This is a genomic window from Actinacidiphila yeochonensis CN732 (assembly GCF_000745345.1).
GTDB classification, from domain to species: domain Bacteria; phylum Actinomycetota; class Actinomycetes; order Streptomycetales; family Streptomycetaceae; genus Actinacidiphila; species Actinacidiphila yeochonensis.
In genome coordinates this window covers 1,107,758-1,124,145 of sequence record NZ_JQNR01000004.1, presented here as the reverse complement: position 1 = coordinate 1,124,145, position 16,388 = coordinate 1,107,758, and the positions used below count along the sequence as shown (strand labels likewise).

General features: G+C 73.6%; 15 protein-coding genes and 1 pseudogene. 8 read left to right on the top strand and 8 right to left on the bottom strand.

What is annotated here, in order from left to right:
* Positions 1-141: 141 nt before the first annotated feature.
* A complete protein-coding gene (gene uriH / locus BS72_RS11330) occupies positions 142-1,125 on the top strand; it encodes a uridine-preferring nucleoside hydrolase UriH (protein WP_037909096.1) in 984 nt (327 codons plus the stop codon).
* Positions 1,122-2,591: a uridine transporter UriT gene (uriT, locus tag BS72_RS11325; RefSeq protein ID WP_456049132.1), complete on the top strand. Its 1,470-nt coding sequence runs from the start codon at positions 1,122-1,124 to the stop codon at positions 2,589-2,591. Before uriH ends, uriT begins: the two co-directional genes overlap by 4 nt.
* 129 nt (positions 2,592-2,720) lie before the next feature.
* On the opposite strand, the gene BS72_RS11320 is transcribed toward uriT, so the two are convergent.
* The gene (locus BS72_RS11320) at positions 2,721-3,305 is read right to left on the bottom strand and encodes a sugar O-acetyltransferase (protein WP_051950940.1); all 585 of its coding nucleotides are present in this window, start codon (positions 3,303-3,305) and stop codon (positions 2,721-2,723) included.
* Positions 3,306-3,398: 93 nt separating this feature from the next.
* Complete coding sequence (locus tag BS72_RS11315) at positions 3,399-3,776, bottom strand: DUF427 domain-containing protein (RefSeq protein ID WP_037909094.1); 378 nt, start codon at positions 3,774-3,776, stop codon at positions 3,399-3,401.
* 107 nt (positions 3,777-3,883) lie between these two features.
* Between BS72_RS11315 and BS72_RS38135 the strand changes: the two genes are divergently transcribed.
* Together BS72_RS38135 and BS72_RS38130 are read left to right on the top strand one after the other, a co-directional pair.
* Positions 3,884-4,366, top strand: a complete 483-nt coding sequence (locus BS72_RS38135) for a maleylpyruvate isomerase N-terminal domain-containing protein (RefSeq protein ID WP_232792329.1) — start codon at positions 3,884-3,886, stop codon at positions 4,364-4,366.
* Entirely contained in the window at positions 4,360-4,632 is a 273-nt protein-coding gene (locus BS72_RS38130) for a hypothetical protein (RefSeq protein WP_232792328.1), read from the top strand. Before BS72_RS38135 ends, BS72_RS38130 begins: the two co-directional genes overlap by 7 nt.
* 51 nt (positions 4,633-4,683) lie before the next feature.
* Here the strand turns inward: BS72_RS38130 and BS72_RS11305 are convergent, their stop codons facing one another.
* Genes BS72_RS11305 through BS72_RS11295 form a run of 3 tightly spaced genes read right to left on the bottom strand, consistent with a single transcriptional unit; the run spans position 4,684 to position 8,094 of the window.
* A complete protein-coding gene (locus BS72_RS11305; RefSeq protein WP_037909092.1) occupies positions 4,684-5,433 on the bottom strand; it encodes a succinate dehydrogenase/fumarate reductase iron-sulfur subunit in 750 nt (249 codons plus the stop codon).
* The gene (locus BS72_RS11300) at positions 5,430-7,379 is read right to left on the bottom strand and encodes a fumarate reductase/succinate dehydrogenase flavoprotein subunit (RefSeq protein ID WP_037909091.1); all 1,950 of its coding nucleotides are present in this window, start codon (positions 7,377-7,379) and stop codon (positions 5,430-5,432) included. Before BS72_RS11300 ends, BS72_RS11305 begins: the two co-directional genes overlap by 4 nt.
* 10 nt (positions 7,380-7,389) lie before the next feature.
* Positions 7,390-8,094, bottom strand: coding sequence for a succinate dehydrogenase cytochrome b subunit (locus tag BS72_RS11295; RefSeq protein WP_037909089.1), 705 nt, complete (start codon positions 8,092-8,094; stop codon positions 7,390-7,392).
* A gap of 93 nt (positions 8,095-8,187) precedes the next feature.
* Between BS72_RS11295 and BS72_RS11290 the strand changes: the two genes are divergently transcribed.
* A complete protein-coding gene (locus tag BS72_RS11290) occupies positions 8,188-9,168 on the top strand; it encodes a LysR family transcriptional regulator (RefSeq protein WP_078901236.1) in 981 nt (326 codons plus the stop codon).
* Between the two features lie 69 nt (positions 9,169-9,237).
* Here BS72_RS11290 and BS72_RS11285 read toward each other — a convergent pair.
* Positions 9,238-10,121, bottom strand: a pseudogene (locus tag BS72_RS11285) (3-beta hydroxysteroid dehydrogenase).
* Between BS72_RS11285 and BS72_RS11280 the strand changes: the two are divergent.
* Positions 10,059-10,634: a LysR substrate-binding domain-containing protein gene (locus BS72_RS11280; protein ID WP_232792327.1), complete on the top strand. Its 576-nt coding sequence runs from the start codon at positions 10,059-10,061 to the stop codon at positions 10,632-10,634. The pseudogene BS72_RS11285 and the gene BS72_RS11280 overlap by 63 nt on opposite strands.
* Positions 10,635-10,686: 52 nt before the next feature.
* Here the strand turns inward: BS72_RS11280 and BS72_RS32210 are convergent, their stop codons facing one another.
* Positions 10,687-11,142, bottom strand: a complete 456-nt coding sequence (locus BS72_RS32210; RefSeq protein WP_051950939.1) for a hypothetical protein — start codon at positions 11,140-11,142, stop codon at positions 10,687-10,689.
* Positions 11,143-11,288: 146 nt separating this feature from the next.
* Here BS72_RS32210 and BS72_RS11270 point away from each other — a divergent pair, with 146 nt between their 5' ends.
* Complete coding sequence (locus BS72_RS11270) at positions 11,289-11,966, top strand: sigma-70 family RNA polymerase sigma factor (protein ID WP_037909087.1); 678 nt, start codon at positions 11,289-11,291, stop codon at positions 11,964-11,966.
* A 189-nt stretch (positions 11,967-12,155) separates the two neighbouring features.
* Here the strand turns inward: BS72_RS11270 and BS72_RS11265 are convergent, their stop codons facing one another.
* Positions 12,156-14,213 (bottom strand): phosphocholine-specific phospholipase C, encoded by a 2,058-nt coding sequence (locus tag BS72_RS11265; protein ID WP_037909085.1) that lies wholly within the window; start codon positions 14,211-14,213, stop codon positions 12,156-12,158.
* Between the two features lie 495 nt (positions 14,214-14,708).
* On the opposite strand from BS72_RS11265, the gene BS72_RS11260 reads away from it, so the two are divergent.
* Positions 14,709-16,316, top strand: a complete 1,608-nt coding sequence (locus tag BS72_RS11260; RefSeq protein WP_078901234.1) for a purple acid phosphatase family protein — start codon at positions 14,709-14,711, stop codon at positions 16,314-16,316.
* Positions 16,317-16,388 lie beyond the last annotated feature (72 nt).

Here is a 16,388-nt window from a genome sequence, read left to right as displayed (position 1 = left end):
TCGGCCGCCCGTGCGGCCGAGGCCGGAGCCATCACCGGGGTGTCTTCGGCAGCGGCATGCGCTGGCAATCGTTTCCACGGATTCCCCGCCGGTATCCCCGGCGGGCACTACCTACCGCCCGGCAGAGCAAAGGGGCTCACGTTGACCAGGAAGATCATCCTCGACTGCGATCCCGGACACGACGACGCGATCGCCATGCTGCTGGCTCACGGCAGCCCCAGCGTTGAGCTGGTCGCCGTCACCACCGTGGTCGGCAACCAGACGCTGGAGAAGGTGACCCGCAACGCCCTGTCGGTCGCCCGGATCGCCGGCATCACCGGCGTGCCGTTCGCCGCCGGCAGCCCGCGTCCCCTGGTCCGCGAGATCGAGACCGCCCCCGACATCCACGGCGAGTCCGGTCTGGACGGCCCGGTGCTGCCCGAGCCGCAGATCGAGCTGGACCGCAGGCACGCGGTCGACCTGATCATCGACACCGTGATGTCCCACGAGCCGGGCGAGATCACCATCGTCCCGACGGCGGGCCTGACCAACATCGCCCTGGCCGTGCGCAAGGAGCCGCGCATCGCCGAGCGTGTCCGCGAGGTCGTCCTGATGGGCGGCGGCTACCACGAGGGCAACTGGAGCGCGGTCGCCGAGTTCAACATCATCATCGACCCCGAGGCCGCGCACATCGTCTTCAACGCCGGCTGGCCGGTCACCATGGTGGGTCTGGACCTGACCCACCAGGCGCTGGCCACGCCCGAGGTGCGCGAGAAGATCGCCGCCGTGGGCACCCGCCCGGCCCGCTTCGTCGGTGAGCTGCTGGACTTCTTCGGCACCATGTACCTGGAGGCCCAGGGCTTCGAGCACCCGCCGGTGCACGACCCGTGCGCCGTCGCCTACGTCATCGACCCCGACGTGATGACGGTCCGCCGCGCCCCCGTCGACATCGAGCTGCACGGCTCGCTGACGGTCGGCATGACCGTCGCCGACTTCCGCCGCCCGGCCCCCGAGGACTGCCGCACCCAGGTCGCCGTCAAGCTCGACCGCGACCGCTTCTGGGACATGGTCGTCGACGCCCTGGAGCGGATCGGCGAGGGCGGCGACGCCGACGGCGCCGACGCCACGAAGGGTGAGCAGGCGTGAACTTCTCTCCCGCACCCGCGCCGGCCGGGGAGGCCGCCGGAGCCCTGGGCGGGCTCGACGAGCGGTCCGGCCGCCCGGCCAGGATCGGCGCCCTCATGGCGGCCCTGCTGGTCGCCTGCTTCGCCTTCCAGCTCAACGCGAGCATGCTCAGCCCGGCGCTGTCGGACATGGCGACGTCGCTGCACACCTCGTCGGTGTCCATCGGCAACACCCAGACCGCGTTCTTCACCTCCGCGGCCGTCTTCTCCCTCTTCCTGCCGCGCCTGGGCGACCTGATCGGCCGCCGCCGCGTCCTGGTCGGGATGCTCGCCCTGATGGTCATCGGGTGCGTCATCTCCGCGCTGGCCGGCAACGTGCCGGTGCTGTTCGTCGGCCGCGTGCTCCAGGGCATCAGCGGACCGACCGTGCCGCTGTGCCTCATCATGCTGCGCAACGAGGTCCGCGAGCCGAAGCTCTACGGCACCCTGCTCGGCGTGATCACCGCCGTCAACGGCGGCATCGCCGGTATCGACTCGGTGGCTGGCGGCTCGCTCACCGACAACTTCGGCTTCGGCGCCGTCTTCTGGACCATGGCCGCCGTCGCCGCGATCGGCGCGGTGCTCGTCGCGACCCTCACCCGTGAGTCGCGTGCCGCCGCCGGCACCACCCGCATGGACTGGCTCGGCACGCTCTTCCTCGCCGTGTCGGTGGGCACCCTGCTGCTCGCCTTCGACGAGGCGGGCAAGCTCGGCTCGGCGAACTGGGCGTACGTCGCGGTCATGGCCGTCATCGCGGTCGTCTCCTTCGCCCTCTTCTGGCGCAACGAGGGCCGGGCGGCCCACCCGCTGGCCGCTCTGCACCACCTGAAGCGCCGCGCCACGTGGTCGCTGCTGACCTGCACCCTGCTCACCATGACCGGCGTCTTCGCGATCATGAACGGCCTCGTGCCCGCCTTCGCCCAGGACGCCCACGCGGGCCTCGGCATGTCGGCCACCGGCTCGGCCTGGTGGACGCTCACCCCGTACGCCCTCGCCGGCTTCGCCATGGGCCCGCTGGCCGGCCGCGCCGCCGCCACCTGGGGCTACGGCCGCGTGCTGCGGGTCGGGCTGATCGGCTCCGTGGTGTCCGTCGCGATCCTCGCCGCCACCATCCACCTCGACTCGCGGGCGTGGCTGCTGATCGGCTCGCTGCTCGTCGGCATCACCTACGCGGGCATCGGCAACATCATCCTCAACGGCCTGGGCATCGTCCTGTCCCCCGACGACAACCCCGGCTTCCTGCCCGGCCTGAACGCGGGCGCGTTCAACCTGGGCGCCGGCATCAGCTTCGTCATCCTCGACGCGGTCCAGAACGCCACGAAGCCGTCCTCGGCCTCGTCGACCACCGGCTACTCCTCCGCGATGATCGCCGGTCTGGTGCTGATCCTGCTGGCACTCGCGGTGTCGTTCCTGATACCGAAGCCGGTCAAGGCGGAGGCCAAGGCGTAGCCCTCCGGCACCTGCCCTGCGACCGCTCGCCCCTCCCGGCACCACGGGCCGCCGTCCCACTTCGGGGCGGCGGCCCGTTCGCGTGCCGGGGCGCCCGGGAAGCCGCCGGGGCCGGCTCGGGGCCGGCTGTCAGCGGTGGTCGGGCGCGCCGGACTCCGCCGTCCGGTCCAGGCCGCGCACCACCCGGGCCGGGCTGCCGACGGCCAGGACGCCCGCGGGCAGGTCGCGGGTGACGACCGAGCCGGCGCCGACGACCGTGTCCGGGCCGATGGTGACGCCGGGGCAGACGATGGCGCCGCCGCCGAGCCAGACGTTGTCGCCGATGGTGACCGGCAGCGCCCTCTCCCAGCCGGCGCGGCGCCGTTCGGCGTCCATCTCGTGGGTGGGGTTGAGGAGTTGGACGTTCGGCCCGATCTGCACGTCGGCGCCCACCGTGATCGGGGCGGCGTCCAGGAAGACGGCGCCGAAGTTGACGAAGGTGCGCGGTCCGATGCTGATGTGGGTGCCGTAGTCGCACTGGAACGGCGCGCGGACGGCGGCCCCTTCGCCCAGCGAGCCGAGCAACTCGGCCAGTGCCGAACGGCATTCGGCGCGGTCCTCGGCGGTGTTGAAGGCCCGGCACAGCCGTTCGCGCCGCTCGGTGTCCGCGGCCAGCTCCTCGTCGTCGGCGATGTACCAGTCGCCCGCCAGCATCCGCCTCTTGTTCTCGCCCATGGACCCAGTGTGCGGGTCCCCGGGCGGCGTCGGTGCCGCCAACGCGCGGTACCCCGCCGGCCGGGGCGGCCGACGGGGTACCGGGCGGGGACGTCAGGCGGCTTCCTCCACCAGGATGTCCACGTGCTGCGGGTAGAACGCCACGTGCCCGGCGATCTCCGCGACCGCGTCGTACGGCGACGGGTACGTCCACACCGCGTCGGCGGCCTCCCCGGCGGCGCCCACCAGCGTGTAGTAGGACGCCTCGCCCTTGTACGGGCAGTACGTGTGGCTGTCGGTCGGGCGCAGCGCGTCGGGGGCGACGTCGTCGAGCGGGAGGTAGTAGACGGGCGGGTAGTCGGCCTCGCACAGGGTCACCGCGGCGGTGGTGTCGGCGACCACGCGGCCGCCTGCCCGCACCACGACGCGGGCGCCGGTGGGTTCGACGGTGATCGGGTGGTCGGGACCCGGCGTCTTGACGGTGCGTGCCATGGCGTTGCCTCCATTGGGTTGACCGGTCGGTTCCAGGCTAACTCCGCTCCCCCGCCCCGGGAGCCGCCGCTGGACCGTTCCGGCGTCGCTGCCTAGGCTGACGGGCCATGGACGAGCGCGCGGCCGCCCGCGCGAACGCGCGGCGGCGGACGGGATCGGGCACGGCGGGATCGGGTACGGACGCCGCGGGGGCGGCGGGCGCGGCGGAGGTGCTGGACGCCTCCTACCGGGCACTGCTCGACGTCCTCGCGGGGCTGGACGAGGACGCGTCGTGGCGGCCGACGGCCTGCACCGGCTGGGCGGTGCGCGATCTGGTGTTCCACCTGGTGATGGACGCGCAGCGCGGTCTCGTCGCGCTGCACACCCCGGCTGCGGGGCCGCCGGACCGGGACGCGACCGGTTACTGGGCGGACTGGCGGCCGGGCACCCGGGGCGCGGCCGACGGGCGGCGCTTCGTGCGGGTGGGCGCGAGCATGTTCCTGCTCTTCGACCAGTTGCGCGGCCTGTACGCGGAGACGGCGTCGGCCGCGGCGCGCGCGGGGCGGCGGCGGACCCGGCGGCGCGGGTGGGTACGCAGGGGCATGTGCTGACCGCCGCGGACCTGCTGACGACGCTGGCGGTGGAGGCGACGATCCACCACTTGGACCTGGTGGCCCGCCTTCCGTCGGCGCCCGGCCCGTCGGCTCCCGGCCTGGCCGCGGTCCGGGCCACCCTGGACGGGCTGCTCGGCCGCCCGGTGCCGCTGGACTGGGACGACGCGTACTACGCCCGCGCGGCCACCGGCCGGGCCCGGCTCACCTCCGCCGAGCGGCGCGCCCTCGGCCCGGACGCGGACCGGCTGCCGCTGCTGGGCTGAGGGCGGGGAGGGGCCGGGCCGTGCGTGTCACCAGCCCGTCAGCCCGCCTGCTCAGCGCCGGGTGGCCTTGCGGTTGGCGCGCAGCCACTCGCGGTTCATCGAGGTGATGGACATCAGCGGGATGCCCTTCGGGCAGGCGGTCGCGCACTCCCCGGTGAGGGTGCAGCCGCCGAAGCCCTCGGCGTCCATCTGGGCGACCATGTCCAGCACCCGCGTCTCCCGCTCCGGCGCGCCCTGCGGGAGGGAGCCGAGGTGGTTGATCTTCGCGGAGGTGAAGAGCATCGCGGAGCCGTTGGGGCAGGCGGCCACGCAGGCTCCGCAGCCGATGCACTCGGCGTGCTCGAAGGCGCGGTCCGCGTCGGCCTTGGGCACGGGGGTGGCGTGCGCCTCGGGCGCGGAGCCGGTGGCCACGCTGACGTAGCCGCCGGCCTGGATGATGCGGTCGAACGCGCCGCGGTCGACGACGAGGTCGCGCACCACGGGGAAGGCAGCCGCCCGCCAGGGCTCGACGTCGATGGTGTCGCCGTCGCGGAAGGAGCGCATGTGCAGTTGGCAGGAGGTGGTGCGCTCGGGGCCGTGCGCCTGGCCGTCGATGACGAGGCTGCACGCGCCGCAGATGCCCTCGCGGCAGTCGTGGTCGAACGCGACCGGGTCCCCGCCCTCCAGGGTGAGCCGTTCGTTGAGCGTGTCGAGGACTTCGAGGAACGACATGTCGGGCGAGATGCCGTCGACGTCGTAGGTCTTCATGGCGCCGGGGGCGTCGGCGCCGGGCTGGCGCCAGATGCGCAGGGTGACCCTCATGCGTAGCTCCGCTGGGTGGGGTGGACGTGTTCGAAGACGAGGTCTTCCTTGTGCAGGACCGGTGCCTCGCCGGTGCCGGTGAACTCCCATGCGGCCGCGTAGGAGAACGCGTCGTCCTGGCGGGCGGCCTCGCCGTCGGGGGTCTGGGACTCCTCGCGGAAGTGGCCGCCGCAGGACTCGCGGCGGTGCAGGGCGTCCAGGCACATGAGTTCGGCGAGCTCGAAGTAGTCCACGACGCGGTTGGCGCGCTCCAGGGACTGGTTGAACTCGTCCTCCCTGCCGGGTACCCTGACGCGCCGCCAGAACTCCTCGCGCAGCCGCGGGATGAGGTCCAGGGCCTTGCGCAGGCCCTCCTCGGTGCGGGCCATGCCGCAGTACTCCCACATGATCTCGCCGAGTTCGCGGTGGAAGGAGTCGGCGGTGCGGTCGCCGTCCGCGGTGGTGAGGCGGTGCAGCCGGGTCGTGACGTCCTCGACCGCGGCGGTGACGGCGGGGTGGTCGGGGGCCACCGGTTCGGCGCCGGCGTGCCGCGCGAGGTAGTCGTTGAGGGTGGCCGGCAGGACGAAGTAGCCGTCGGCCAGGCCCTGCATGAGGGCGGACGCGCCGAGCCGGTTGGCGCCGTGGTCGGAGAAGTTGGCCTCGCCGACGGCGAACAGGCCGGGGATCGTCGTCTGGAGGTCGTAGTCGACCCACAGGCCGCCCATCGTGTAGTGCACCGCCGGGTAGATCCGCATCGGCACCTCGTAGGGGTCCTCGGCGGTGATCCGCTGGTACATGTCGAAGAGGTTGCCGTACTTCTCGGCGACCTTGTCGCGGCCCATGCGGGCGATGGCGTCGGCGAAGTCGAGGTAGACGCCCTGGCCGCCGGGGCCGACGCCGCGGCCCTCGTCGCAGACGTTCTTCGCGGCGCGGGAGGCGATGTCGCGCGGCACGAGGTTGCCGAAGGAGGGGTAGATCCGCTCCAGGTAGTAGTCGCGCTCCTCCTCGGGGATCCGCGCCGGCGGGCGGGTGTCGCCCTTGGCCCGGGGCACCCAGATGCGGCCGTCGTTGCGCAGCGACTCGCTCATCAGCGTCAGCTTGGACTGGTGGTCGCCGGTGCGCGGGATGCAGGTGGGGTGGATCTGGGTGAAGCAGGGGTTGGCGAACAGGGCGCCTCGGCGGTGGGCGCGCCAGACCGCGGTGGCGTTGGAGTTCATGGCGTTGGTCGACAGGTAGAAGACGTTGCCGTAGCCGCCGCTGGCCAGCACGACCGCGTCCGCGGTGTGGGTGCTGACCTCGCCGGTGACCAGGTCGCGGGCGACGATGCCGCGGGCCCGGCCGTCGACGACGAGCAGGTCGAGCATCTCGGTGCGCGGGTGGATCTCGACGTTCCCGGCGGCGATCTGCCGGGACAGCGCCTGGTAGGCGCCGAGCAGCAGTTGCTGGCCGGTCTGGCCGCGGGCGTAGAAGGTGCGGGAGACCTGGACGCCGCCGAAGGAGCGGGTGTCGAGCAGCCCGCCGTACTCGCGGGCGAAGGGCACGCCCTGCGCGACGCACTGGTCGATGATCTCCACCGAGATCTGGGCCAGGCGGTGGACGTTGGACTCGCGGGCGCGGAAGTCGCCGCCCTTGACGGTGTCGTAGAACAGGCGGTGGATCGAGTCGCCGTCGTTGCGGTAGTTCTTGGCCGCGTTGATGCCGCCCTGGGCGGCGATGGAGTGGGCCCGGCGCGGGGAGTCCTGGTAGCAGAACTGGACGACGTGGTAGCCCTGTTCGGCGAGGGTGGCGCCGGCCGAGCCGCCGGCCAGGCCGGTGCCCACCACGATCACCGTGTGCTTGCGGCGGTTGGCGGGGTTCACCAGCTTCGCGGAGAATCTGCGGTCGTCCCAGCGCTGGGCGATGGGGCCCTTCGGGGCCTTGGTGTCGGCGATCGGCTCGCCGGTGCCGTAGTGCGTGTAGGCGGTCAACTCGGCTCCCTCAGTTGATGGTTCCGGTCATGACGCCGACCGGTACGGCGATGAACCCGGCGGCCAGGACGAACCCGACGGTGGTGGCGGCGGCCCTGAGCGCGCGGTCGCGGCTGCGGCTGCCGAGGCCGAGCGTCTGGGCGGCGGACCACAGTCCGTGCCGGACGTGCAGACCGAGGGCGAGCATCGCCACGATGTAGATGACGTCGCCGTACCAGGTGTGGAAGGTGGCCTCGACGTTCTGGTAGGGGTGGCCCGGCTCCGCGTTGCGGTTGACGGTGAGCGTGGTGAGGTCCAGCAGGTGCCAGACGATGAACAGGGCCAGGATCACCCCGCCCCACCGCATGGTGCGGGTGGCGTAGCTGGAGCGGGCCCGGCGGTGGACGTAGCCGACGGGTCGGGCCCTGGCGTCGCGGCGGCTGAGCTGGTAGGCGCTCACCCCGTGGGCGACGACGCTGGCGACCAGCACCACCCGGATGATCCACAGCGCCCACTGGTAGTGCAGGGCCGGCTCGCCCAGGGTGCGCAGCCAGTGCGCGTAGCCGTTGTAGTCGTTCGCGCCGAAGAAGATCTTCAGGTTCCCGAGCATGTGGACGAGCAGGTACAGGAGCATCACCAGACCGCTCACCGCCATGACGGCCTTCTTGCCGACGGTGGAGTCCCACAGGGTGCGGGCGGTGGAGTGCGGGCGGTTCGCACGCGTTGCCAGTGCCATGGACGCGACAGTAGGACGAGACCCCGCCAGTGGTCCAAGACATGATCGGGCTTGTCTTGATAGGCAATGCCTATCAAGGCGTAGGGTGGGGCTGTGCAGCTCCAGCAACTGGCGTACTTCGTGGCGGTGGCGGACACCCGGCACTTCACCCGGGCCGCGCAGGACCTGCACGTCTCGCAGCCCTCGCTGTCGCAGCAGGTCAAGGCGCTGGAGCAGGAGCTGGGCTCGCCGTTGTTCAGCCGGGCGCGCGGCAACATCGCGCTGACCGACGCCGGCCAGGCACTGCTGCCGCTGGCCCGCCGCATCCTGGCCGACGCGGACACCGCCCGGCAGGAGGTGCTGGAGCTGGCGCAGCTGCGCCGGGGCCGGGTGCGGCTGGGCGCCACGCCGAGCCTGTGCACGGGGCTGCTCCCCGACGTGCTGCGCGCCTTCCACGACCGGCACCCGGGCATCCGGCTGCTGGTGGAGGAGGGCGGCTCGCACGACCTCGTGCGCGAGCTGGCACGCGGGCAGTTGGACCTCGCGCTGGTGGTGCTGCCGCTGCCGAGCCCCTCGCCGGCGCTGACCACGGTGGAGCTCTTCCAGGAGGACCTGGTGGTGGTCTCCGCGGACCCGGTCCCGGCCCGCGCGGACGGGGAGCCCCCACCGGAGAGCCGGGGCGACGCGCTGCCGTCGCCGCTGCGGGTGGCGGATCTGGCGGGGCGGCCGATGGTGATGTTCCGCCACGGCTACGACCTGCGCGACCTGACGCTCTCGGCATGCCGGGCGGCCGGCTTCGAGCCGTACCTGACGGTGGAGGGCGGCGAGATGGACGCGGTGCTCGGCTTCGTCCGGGCGGGGCTCGGCATCGGCGTGGTGCCGACGACGGTGGCCGCGCGGGCCGCGGGGCTGCGGATGACGCCGATCGCGCCGCCGGGCCTGCGCCGCACCGTGGCGCTGGCCCACCGCAGCGACGTGGCCCCGCCCCGGGCGGCCCGGGTGCTCCAGGAGGTGCTCCAGGCCGCGGCCCGCCAGGCCGTCCGGGCGCCCGGCCTCAACCCGCCGCCCGGCGCCGCGCCGGCCCCCGGACGCTGAGCCCCGCGTCAACGGTGCGGGGCCGCTGCCCGTCGAAGTCCCCCCGGCCGGTGGCCGGGGGGGCACGGTTCACCCCTCGGCGTAGGCGCCGGCCGCGATGTCCTCCACCAGGGACGGCCCCGTCGGCGTCCAGGACAGCGCCTCGCGGGTGACGTCGCTCGACGCGGTCATCGTCCGGGCGAAGAAGCCGCCGACGAAGCCGAAGTGCGCGTCGGCCTCCGCGGGGGCGACGGAGACGACGGGGATCTCCAGGTACCGGCCGATGGCCTCGGCGATCGTCCGGGTGGTGACGGCCTCCTCGGCGATCGCGTGCAGCCGCGTCCCGGCCGGGGCGTGCTCCAGGCCGAGGCGGACGAGGCGGGCCGCGTCCGAGCGGTGCACCGCCGACCAGGACGCCGAGCCGTCGCCGACGTAGCCGGAGACCCCGTGCTTGCGGGCGGCCCCGACGAGGAAGTTCACGAACCCCCAGTCCCCGGCGCCGTGGACGCTCGGGGCGAAGCGGCTGACGACGGTCCGCACGCCCCGGTCGACGTAGTCCAGCGCGAGGTTCTCGCTGCCGCCCCTGGCCGAACCCGGGCCCACCGCCGGTGAGGCGTCGGACTCCACCGCGGGCCGGCCCTGGACGATGCCCGAGACGGCGGCGGCGACGACGAGCGGCCGGCCGGTGCCGGCCAGGGCCTCGGCGCGGGTCCCGACCGCAGCCCGCTCGGCACGGTCGGACTCCGCCGGGTCGCCCCAGTCGTGCTTGTTGGCCAGGTGGACCACCCCGTCCGCGGCGGTGGCCCGCGGCGCAGGGAGTCCGTGTCGTCCAGGTCGCCGCGCAGCACGGCCGCCCCCTTCCCGGCCAGGGTCTCGGCGGACTTCTCCGACCTGGCGAGGCCGACGACCTCGTGCCGGACGTGGACGTGGTCTTCGTACCCGAGGCGATGGAGGGCGGGCCCGCGCTGCGACAGGGGTGGGTGGACGTCGAGTTGGGCGTGCTCGGAGCCCTGGACCCGGAGATCCGGACCCGTCGGCTCCGGCAGCTGACGCTGGTCGGCGTGGCGCGCGGCGACCACCCGCTCTTCAGCGGGCGGATCGACGCCCGCCGGTTCGCCGCCGTCGACCACATCGGCATCTCCCGGCTCGGCAAGCGCCTCGGCCCCGTCGACAGCGCGCTCGCCGACCGCGGCCTGCGGCGCCGTACCCCGGTCGTGGTGCCCAGCCACACCAGCGCCATGATCCTCGCCAGGAACAGCGACCTGGTCGCCCTCACCGTGGCGGACTGGCTCCCCGACACCGTCGCGGCGATGGGCCTGCGTACCTTCCCCATCCCCCTCGGCCTGGCCCCGCTCGACCTCGGCATGGCCTGGCACCCGCGCAACTCCGCCGACCCGGCCCACCGCTGGTTCCGCGACCACCTGGCCGCGGCGGTGGCCCCGCCGACGGGAACGACCGGCACCGGCCGGCAGGTCCCCGCGCTCTAGCGCCGCTCAGCGCGGGGACCGGGTGGGGGGCTCGGCAGCGGCGGGAGTCAGCTCACTCGGCGAACTCGAAGCGCGCGGCGATCTGCTCGATGAGCGGCAGGTGCTCCTCCCAGGTCGTGCTCCCCATGCCGAGGACGAAGGCCGCGTGTCCGCGCACCGCGAAGTACTCCCGGGTCCGGTAGACGACCGTTCCCCCGCTGTTGCGGGTGACGAAGTCCAGCATCACCCCGGGCTGTCCGGCGAACCGGGTCTCGGCGCGCGTGAAGTCGCCGTAGCCGTGGGCCGCGAGCTTCTCCTGGGCCACGTCCGCCACCCGCGCGGCGGTCATCGCCCTGGCGGGGATCTTGAAGACGATCAGGTTCCGGCCCGGGCCCCCGGTGGCTCGCAGGATCTCCGGCCCGTTCGCCGGAACGGGAGGCAGCGCCTCCCAGCCCGCGGGCACGTGCAGGACCACCCCGTACGGGACGATCTCCAGTGGTCGCCAGACGGCATCGCTGACCTCGGACATGCGGCGGCCTTTCAGAGCAGGACGTTGTTCGGTCGGCAGGGGGATACCGGCGATCGGCCGCGATGCGAACCTCGCGTTCCGTGCTCGGCCCGGTATCCCCGGGAACAGCGACCAGACGGACACCGAACCCCAGGGAGACCACCGCTGTGAGCAGTCACCAGGCCGGACCCGACGCCCGCGAGCGGGAACGCCTCGTGACCGCGCACGGGCACCTGGTCGAGCGCGAGGCGGCGCGTTACCGCACCTGGCACATCGACCGGGCAGACCTGCGGCAGGCCGGCATCCTGGGACTGCTGATCGCCGCGAGCCGCTTCGATCCCGAACGCGCCGTGCCCTTCGGGGCGTACGCGCACACCTGGGTGCGCAAGGAGATCCAGCGAGCCGTCGCCCAGCAGGAGTTCCCCGCCGTCCTGCCGGCGGACCTCATCGGCCGCGCCGTCGTCCTGCGCCGCGCCCTCGACGAGCACGCCGGCGACCTGAACCTGGCGGCTGCCGCGCTGGGCATCTCGCCGACGACCGTCGCAGCGCTCCACCGGCAGCTCCGCACCACGGCCGCCGAGGACGACGAGGAGCTGCCCGCGCCCGGCTACGCCCTGACCGACCCCGAACACGCGGCTGTCGGCCGGGACTTCGCCAGCGCGGCCCGGATCGCCTGGGCCCGCCTCGACCCACGCGAGGCCGAGGCGCTGACCCTGCGCTACGGCCTGGACGACCAGCCGGAACGGTCATACCGCCGGATCGGCCGTCTCCTCGGGGTCTCCGACCACACCGCCAGAAAGCTCGTCGAACGCGCCCAGGCCGAACTCCGCCGCCTCATTGCCTGACGTGTCCACGCCGCCGGCCCAACGGGACAGCGCGGCCGTCAGGCCGTGTGTCGTCGCGACGAGAGCCGGCTCAAGGCCCCTCGGCGGCGGCGCCTGCCGCGGGTAGCCGGGCCGTTGGAGGACGGGAACGGCGCTCCCCCCGGGCGGTGCTGCCCGGGGGGAGCGGTACGCGCGGGCGGCGGTCGCGGGTCAGGCCGTCGCGATCGCGGGGTCGCTGACGCTGGGGCGGCCGGTCTCCACGTGGCCGGCGAACCGGCGGGCGAAGGCCGGGTCGTGGTCGGTGACGACGGTGACGTCGTACCAGTGCCCGCTCGCCGAGGTCTCCACCGGGTAGCCGGTGCGGCGGCCGGCCCGGACCACGACGGTGCGCTGATGGCCCGCGTAGCCGTCGCGGACGGTGAAACGGACGTCCGTGGCACCGTCGTTGACCAGGGTGAGGTCCACCCGGCCGGTGGCACCCTCGTGGCGGGCGATCACCTCGGGACCGGAGCGGTGCACGGTCCCGGCGAAGGCGCACAGGTAGCCGTTGGGGCCGTGCACGGTCAGGTCGTAGCCGCCCTGGGTGCCGGCCGTGTCCCAACTGCCGGACAGGGTACGGCCGGCCGCGGCCGTGTACGTCCAGGGTCCGTCGGTGCGGTCGGCGGCGGTGACGGTGAAGGCGGCGCCGGCCTCCGGGCCGCCGCCGAAGGTGAGGGTGACGTGCCCGCGGGCCGGGTCCGCGGCGGCGTCGGTCTGCGGCACGTAGCGCAGCGGCCGGGCCGGCCGGTGGCCCTTCTCCTGCCGGGGCAGGGCCTGCTGGGCGGGCGGCACGGGCACGTAGGAGTCGTGCCGGTCGGAGTCCTGCGGCTGGAAGCCCTCGGTGTCCGGCAGCCGCACCGGACGGTCCTGGCGGAGGGAGAAGTCGAACGCGGAGGTGAGGTCACCGCACACGGCGCGGCGCCACGGCGAGATCTGCGGCTCGTGCACCCCGAAGCGGCGCTCCAGAAACCGGATGATCGAGGTGTGGTCGAACGTCTCGGAGCAGACGTAGCCGCCGGTGCTCCACGGCGAGACCACCAGCATCGGCACCCGCTGGCCGAGCCCGTAGGGGCCGGGCGCGTAGGTGGAGTCGCCGGCGAAGTGCTCCAGGGCGGTGTCGACGGTGGAGCCGCCCTGGCCCTCGGCGGCGGCGAACGGCGGCACCACGTGGTCGAAGTAGCCGTCGTTCTCGTCGTAGGTGATCAGCAGGACCGTCCTGGCCCACACCTCGGGGTCGGCGGTGAGCGCGTCCAGCACCTGGGAGACGTACCAGGCGCCGTAGTTCGCGGGCCAGTTGGGGTGCTCGGAGAACGCCTCGGGCGCGGCGATCCACGAGACCTGCGGCAGCCGGCCGGCGGTGACGTCGGCGCGCAGCTGGTCGAAGTAGCCGTCCCCGCCCTTGACGTTCGTGCCGGTGCGGGCCTTGTCGTAGAGCGGGTCGCCGGGCCTGGCGTTGCGGTACTGGTCGAAGTACAGAAGGGAGTTGTCGCCGTAGTTGCCGCGGTAGGCGTCCTCGATCCAGCCCCAGCCGCCGGCGGCGTCCAGGCCGTCGCCGGCGTCCTGGTAGATCTTCCAGGAGATCCCGGCCTGCTCCAGCCGCTCGGGGTAGGTGGTCCAGGCGTAGCCGAGTTCGGAGTTGTCGACGACCGGGCCGCCGCCCTTGCCGTCGTTGCCGGTCCAACCGGTCCACATGTAGTAGCGGTTGGGGTCGGTGCCGCCGATCAGCGAGCAGTGGTAGGCGTCGCAGACCGTGAAGGCGTCGGCGAGCGCGTAGTGGAAGGGGATGTCCTGCCGGGTCAGGTAGGCCATGGTGGCCGGGGACTTGGCGGCGATCCACTGGTCGTAGCGGCCGCCGTTGACGGCGGCGTGGCTGCCGGTCCACTCGTGGTTGAGGCCCTCGATGAACTGCAGGCCCAGGTCCTTGGCCTCGGGGTGGTAGGGCAGCACCTCGCCGCCGGTGCCGTTCGGCTGGTGCCACACGCTCTTGCCGCCGGGCAGCGTCGCCGGGCGGGGGTCGCCGAAGCCGCGCACCCCGCGCAGCGAGCCGAAGTAGTGGTCGAAGGAGCGGTTCTCCTGCATCAGGACGACGACGTGCTCGACGTCCCGCAGGGTCCCGGTGCGCCGCGCGGCGGGGATGGCGGCGGCGCGGGTGATGCTCCCGGACAGCGCGGCGAAGCCGAGGGTGGCTCCGGCGGTCTGCAGGAAACGGCGCCGGTTGGGTTCGTTCATGCTCGCGAGACCCCTTTGGCTCGGGTGTGCGGTGGCTCGGTACGGGCCCGGGTCGGGCCCGGTCCAGCGGTGGGGCGGGGCGGTCCAAGGTCAGCGATCGCGGGCGAAGGACCCGTTGCCGCGAGGTGGCATCCGGCGGTACGCGTGGCGAACAGCCCCCGCCGGCGGACCCGGGACGGCGCGGACCGGACGGGTGGCCGGCCGCGCGGCGGGCGGTCCGGCGCCGGACGGCGCCGCTCGTCCCGGTCGCGGCGCCTCCGGAGGGAGCAGCCGCCGTCCGGCGGCCATCCCTTGTTCAACCGGATGTCGCCGGGGGGCGGAAGCCTGCACGACGGTCGGTGGCCCGAAAGCAGCGCCGCGCCGCACCGGCGGCGGGGCCCGCGGAGGGCCCCCGCCACCCGTACCGCCCGTACCGCCCGCAGTGCCCGTACCGCCCGTACCGCGCCCGTGCCCGTCCCCGCACGACGAACCGCGCCTTCGCACCGAGGAGCACAGATGGTCGCAAACAACACGAACGCGACGCCGCAGGAGCCGTCCGGGCAGCGCATCGGCCGGCGCACCGCCGTCGGCATGCTCGGCACCGCGGGGGCCGCCGCGGTGGCCGCGCCGCTGCTGGGCGCGACGCCGGCCGCCGCCGCCCCGTCCGGGTCCACCGCCGCGTTCCTCCCCTCCCCCGACGCCGGGGGCGCGCCCCCGATCCAGGGCCTGCACCTGGAGTTCGGCGCCGATCCGGCGAGCCAGATGGTGGTGTCCTGGCTGACCGACGGGCCGGTCAAGCGCCCCCGGGTGCTGTACGGCACGCTGGAGCACGGGCTCGGGCAGGGCGCCCAGGCGCGCACCCGCAGCTACACCGACGGCAAGTCCGGCCGGGTCGTGTACGTCCACCACGCGCTGCTGGACGGGCTCGCCCCCGGCACCGAGTACCTGTACGTGGCCTCGCACGACGGCTCCACCCCGGGCACCGGCACGTTCACCACCGCGCCGCGCGGACGGAGGCCGCTGACGTTCACCAGCTTCGGCGACCAGTCCGCGCCGCAGGTGACGTGGAACGCCGACGGCACGGTGGGCCTGGACGCCAACTCCACCCCGGCCACCAAGGACGTGGTCACCGGCATCGAGCAGGTCGCGCCCCTGTTCCACCTGCTCAACGGCGACCTGTGCTACGCCAACCTGGACGTGGACCGGGTCCGCACCTGGAACAACTTCTTCGCCAACAACGAGCGTTCGGCCCGCTTCCGGCCCTGGATGCCGGCCGCCGGCAACCACGAGATCGAGTCGGGCAACGGTCCGGTGGGCTTCGGCGCGTTCCAGACGTACTTCCAGCTCCCGTCCACCGAGACCGACGCCGAACTCGCCGGGCTCTGGTATGCGTTCACCGCCGGCTCGGTGCGGGTGATCGTGCTGCAGAACGACGACAACTGCCTCCAGGACGGCGGCGACATCTACGTCAACGGCTACTCCGGAGGGCGCCAGCTCGCCTTCCTGGAGAAGGAGTTGAAGGCCGCCCGGGCGAGCCGCGACATCGACTGGGTGGTCGTGGCGATGCACCAGGTGATGATCAGCTCCGCCGACTTCAACGGCGCCGACCTCGGCCTGCGCGCCACGTACGGGCCGCTCTTCGACCGCTACCAGGTCGATCTGGTGGTGTGCGGGCACGAGCACGACTACGAGCGCTCCCTCGCGGTGCGCGGCGTGGTCTCCGGCAGTGAGACGCTCACCCCGGCCCCGGCCTCCACCCGGACCGACGACATCGACACCAACCTGGGCACCGTCCACATGGTGCTCGGCGGAGGCGGGGTCTCCGGCACCAGCAACCAGACCTTCTTCAAGGACGGTTCGGCCAAGGTGATCACCTCCGTGGCCCCGGTGGGGTCCAACGGCAAGCGCGCCTCCGTCTTCACCAAGGAGGAGGCCGTGTGGAGCGCGGTGCGCGACGTGGACCACCCCTACGGCTTCGCCGCCTTCACCGTCGACCCCGGCCGCTTCCCGGGCGACACCACCCGCATGCACGTCACGTACTACAACGTCGACAAGCCCGAGGGCCGGCTGTCCGTCTTCGAGCAGTTCACGCTCCACCGCAAGCGCTCCGACGGCCCCCGCTGAGCCACGGAGCCGCTGAGCCACCGGTAGCCGCCGAGAACCGCCGAGCCCGCTGGCGCGCTCCGCGGGGCGGCC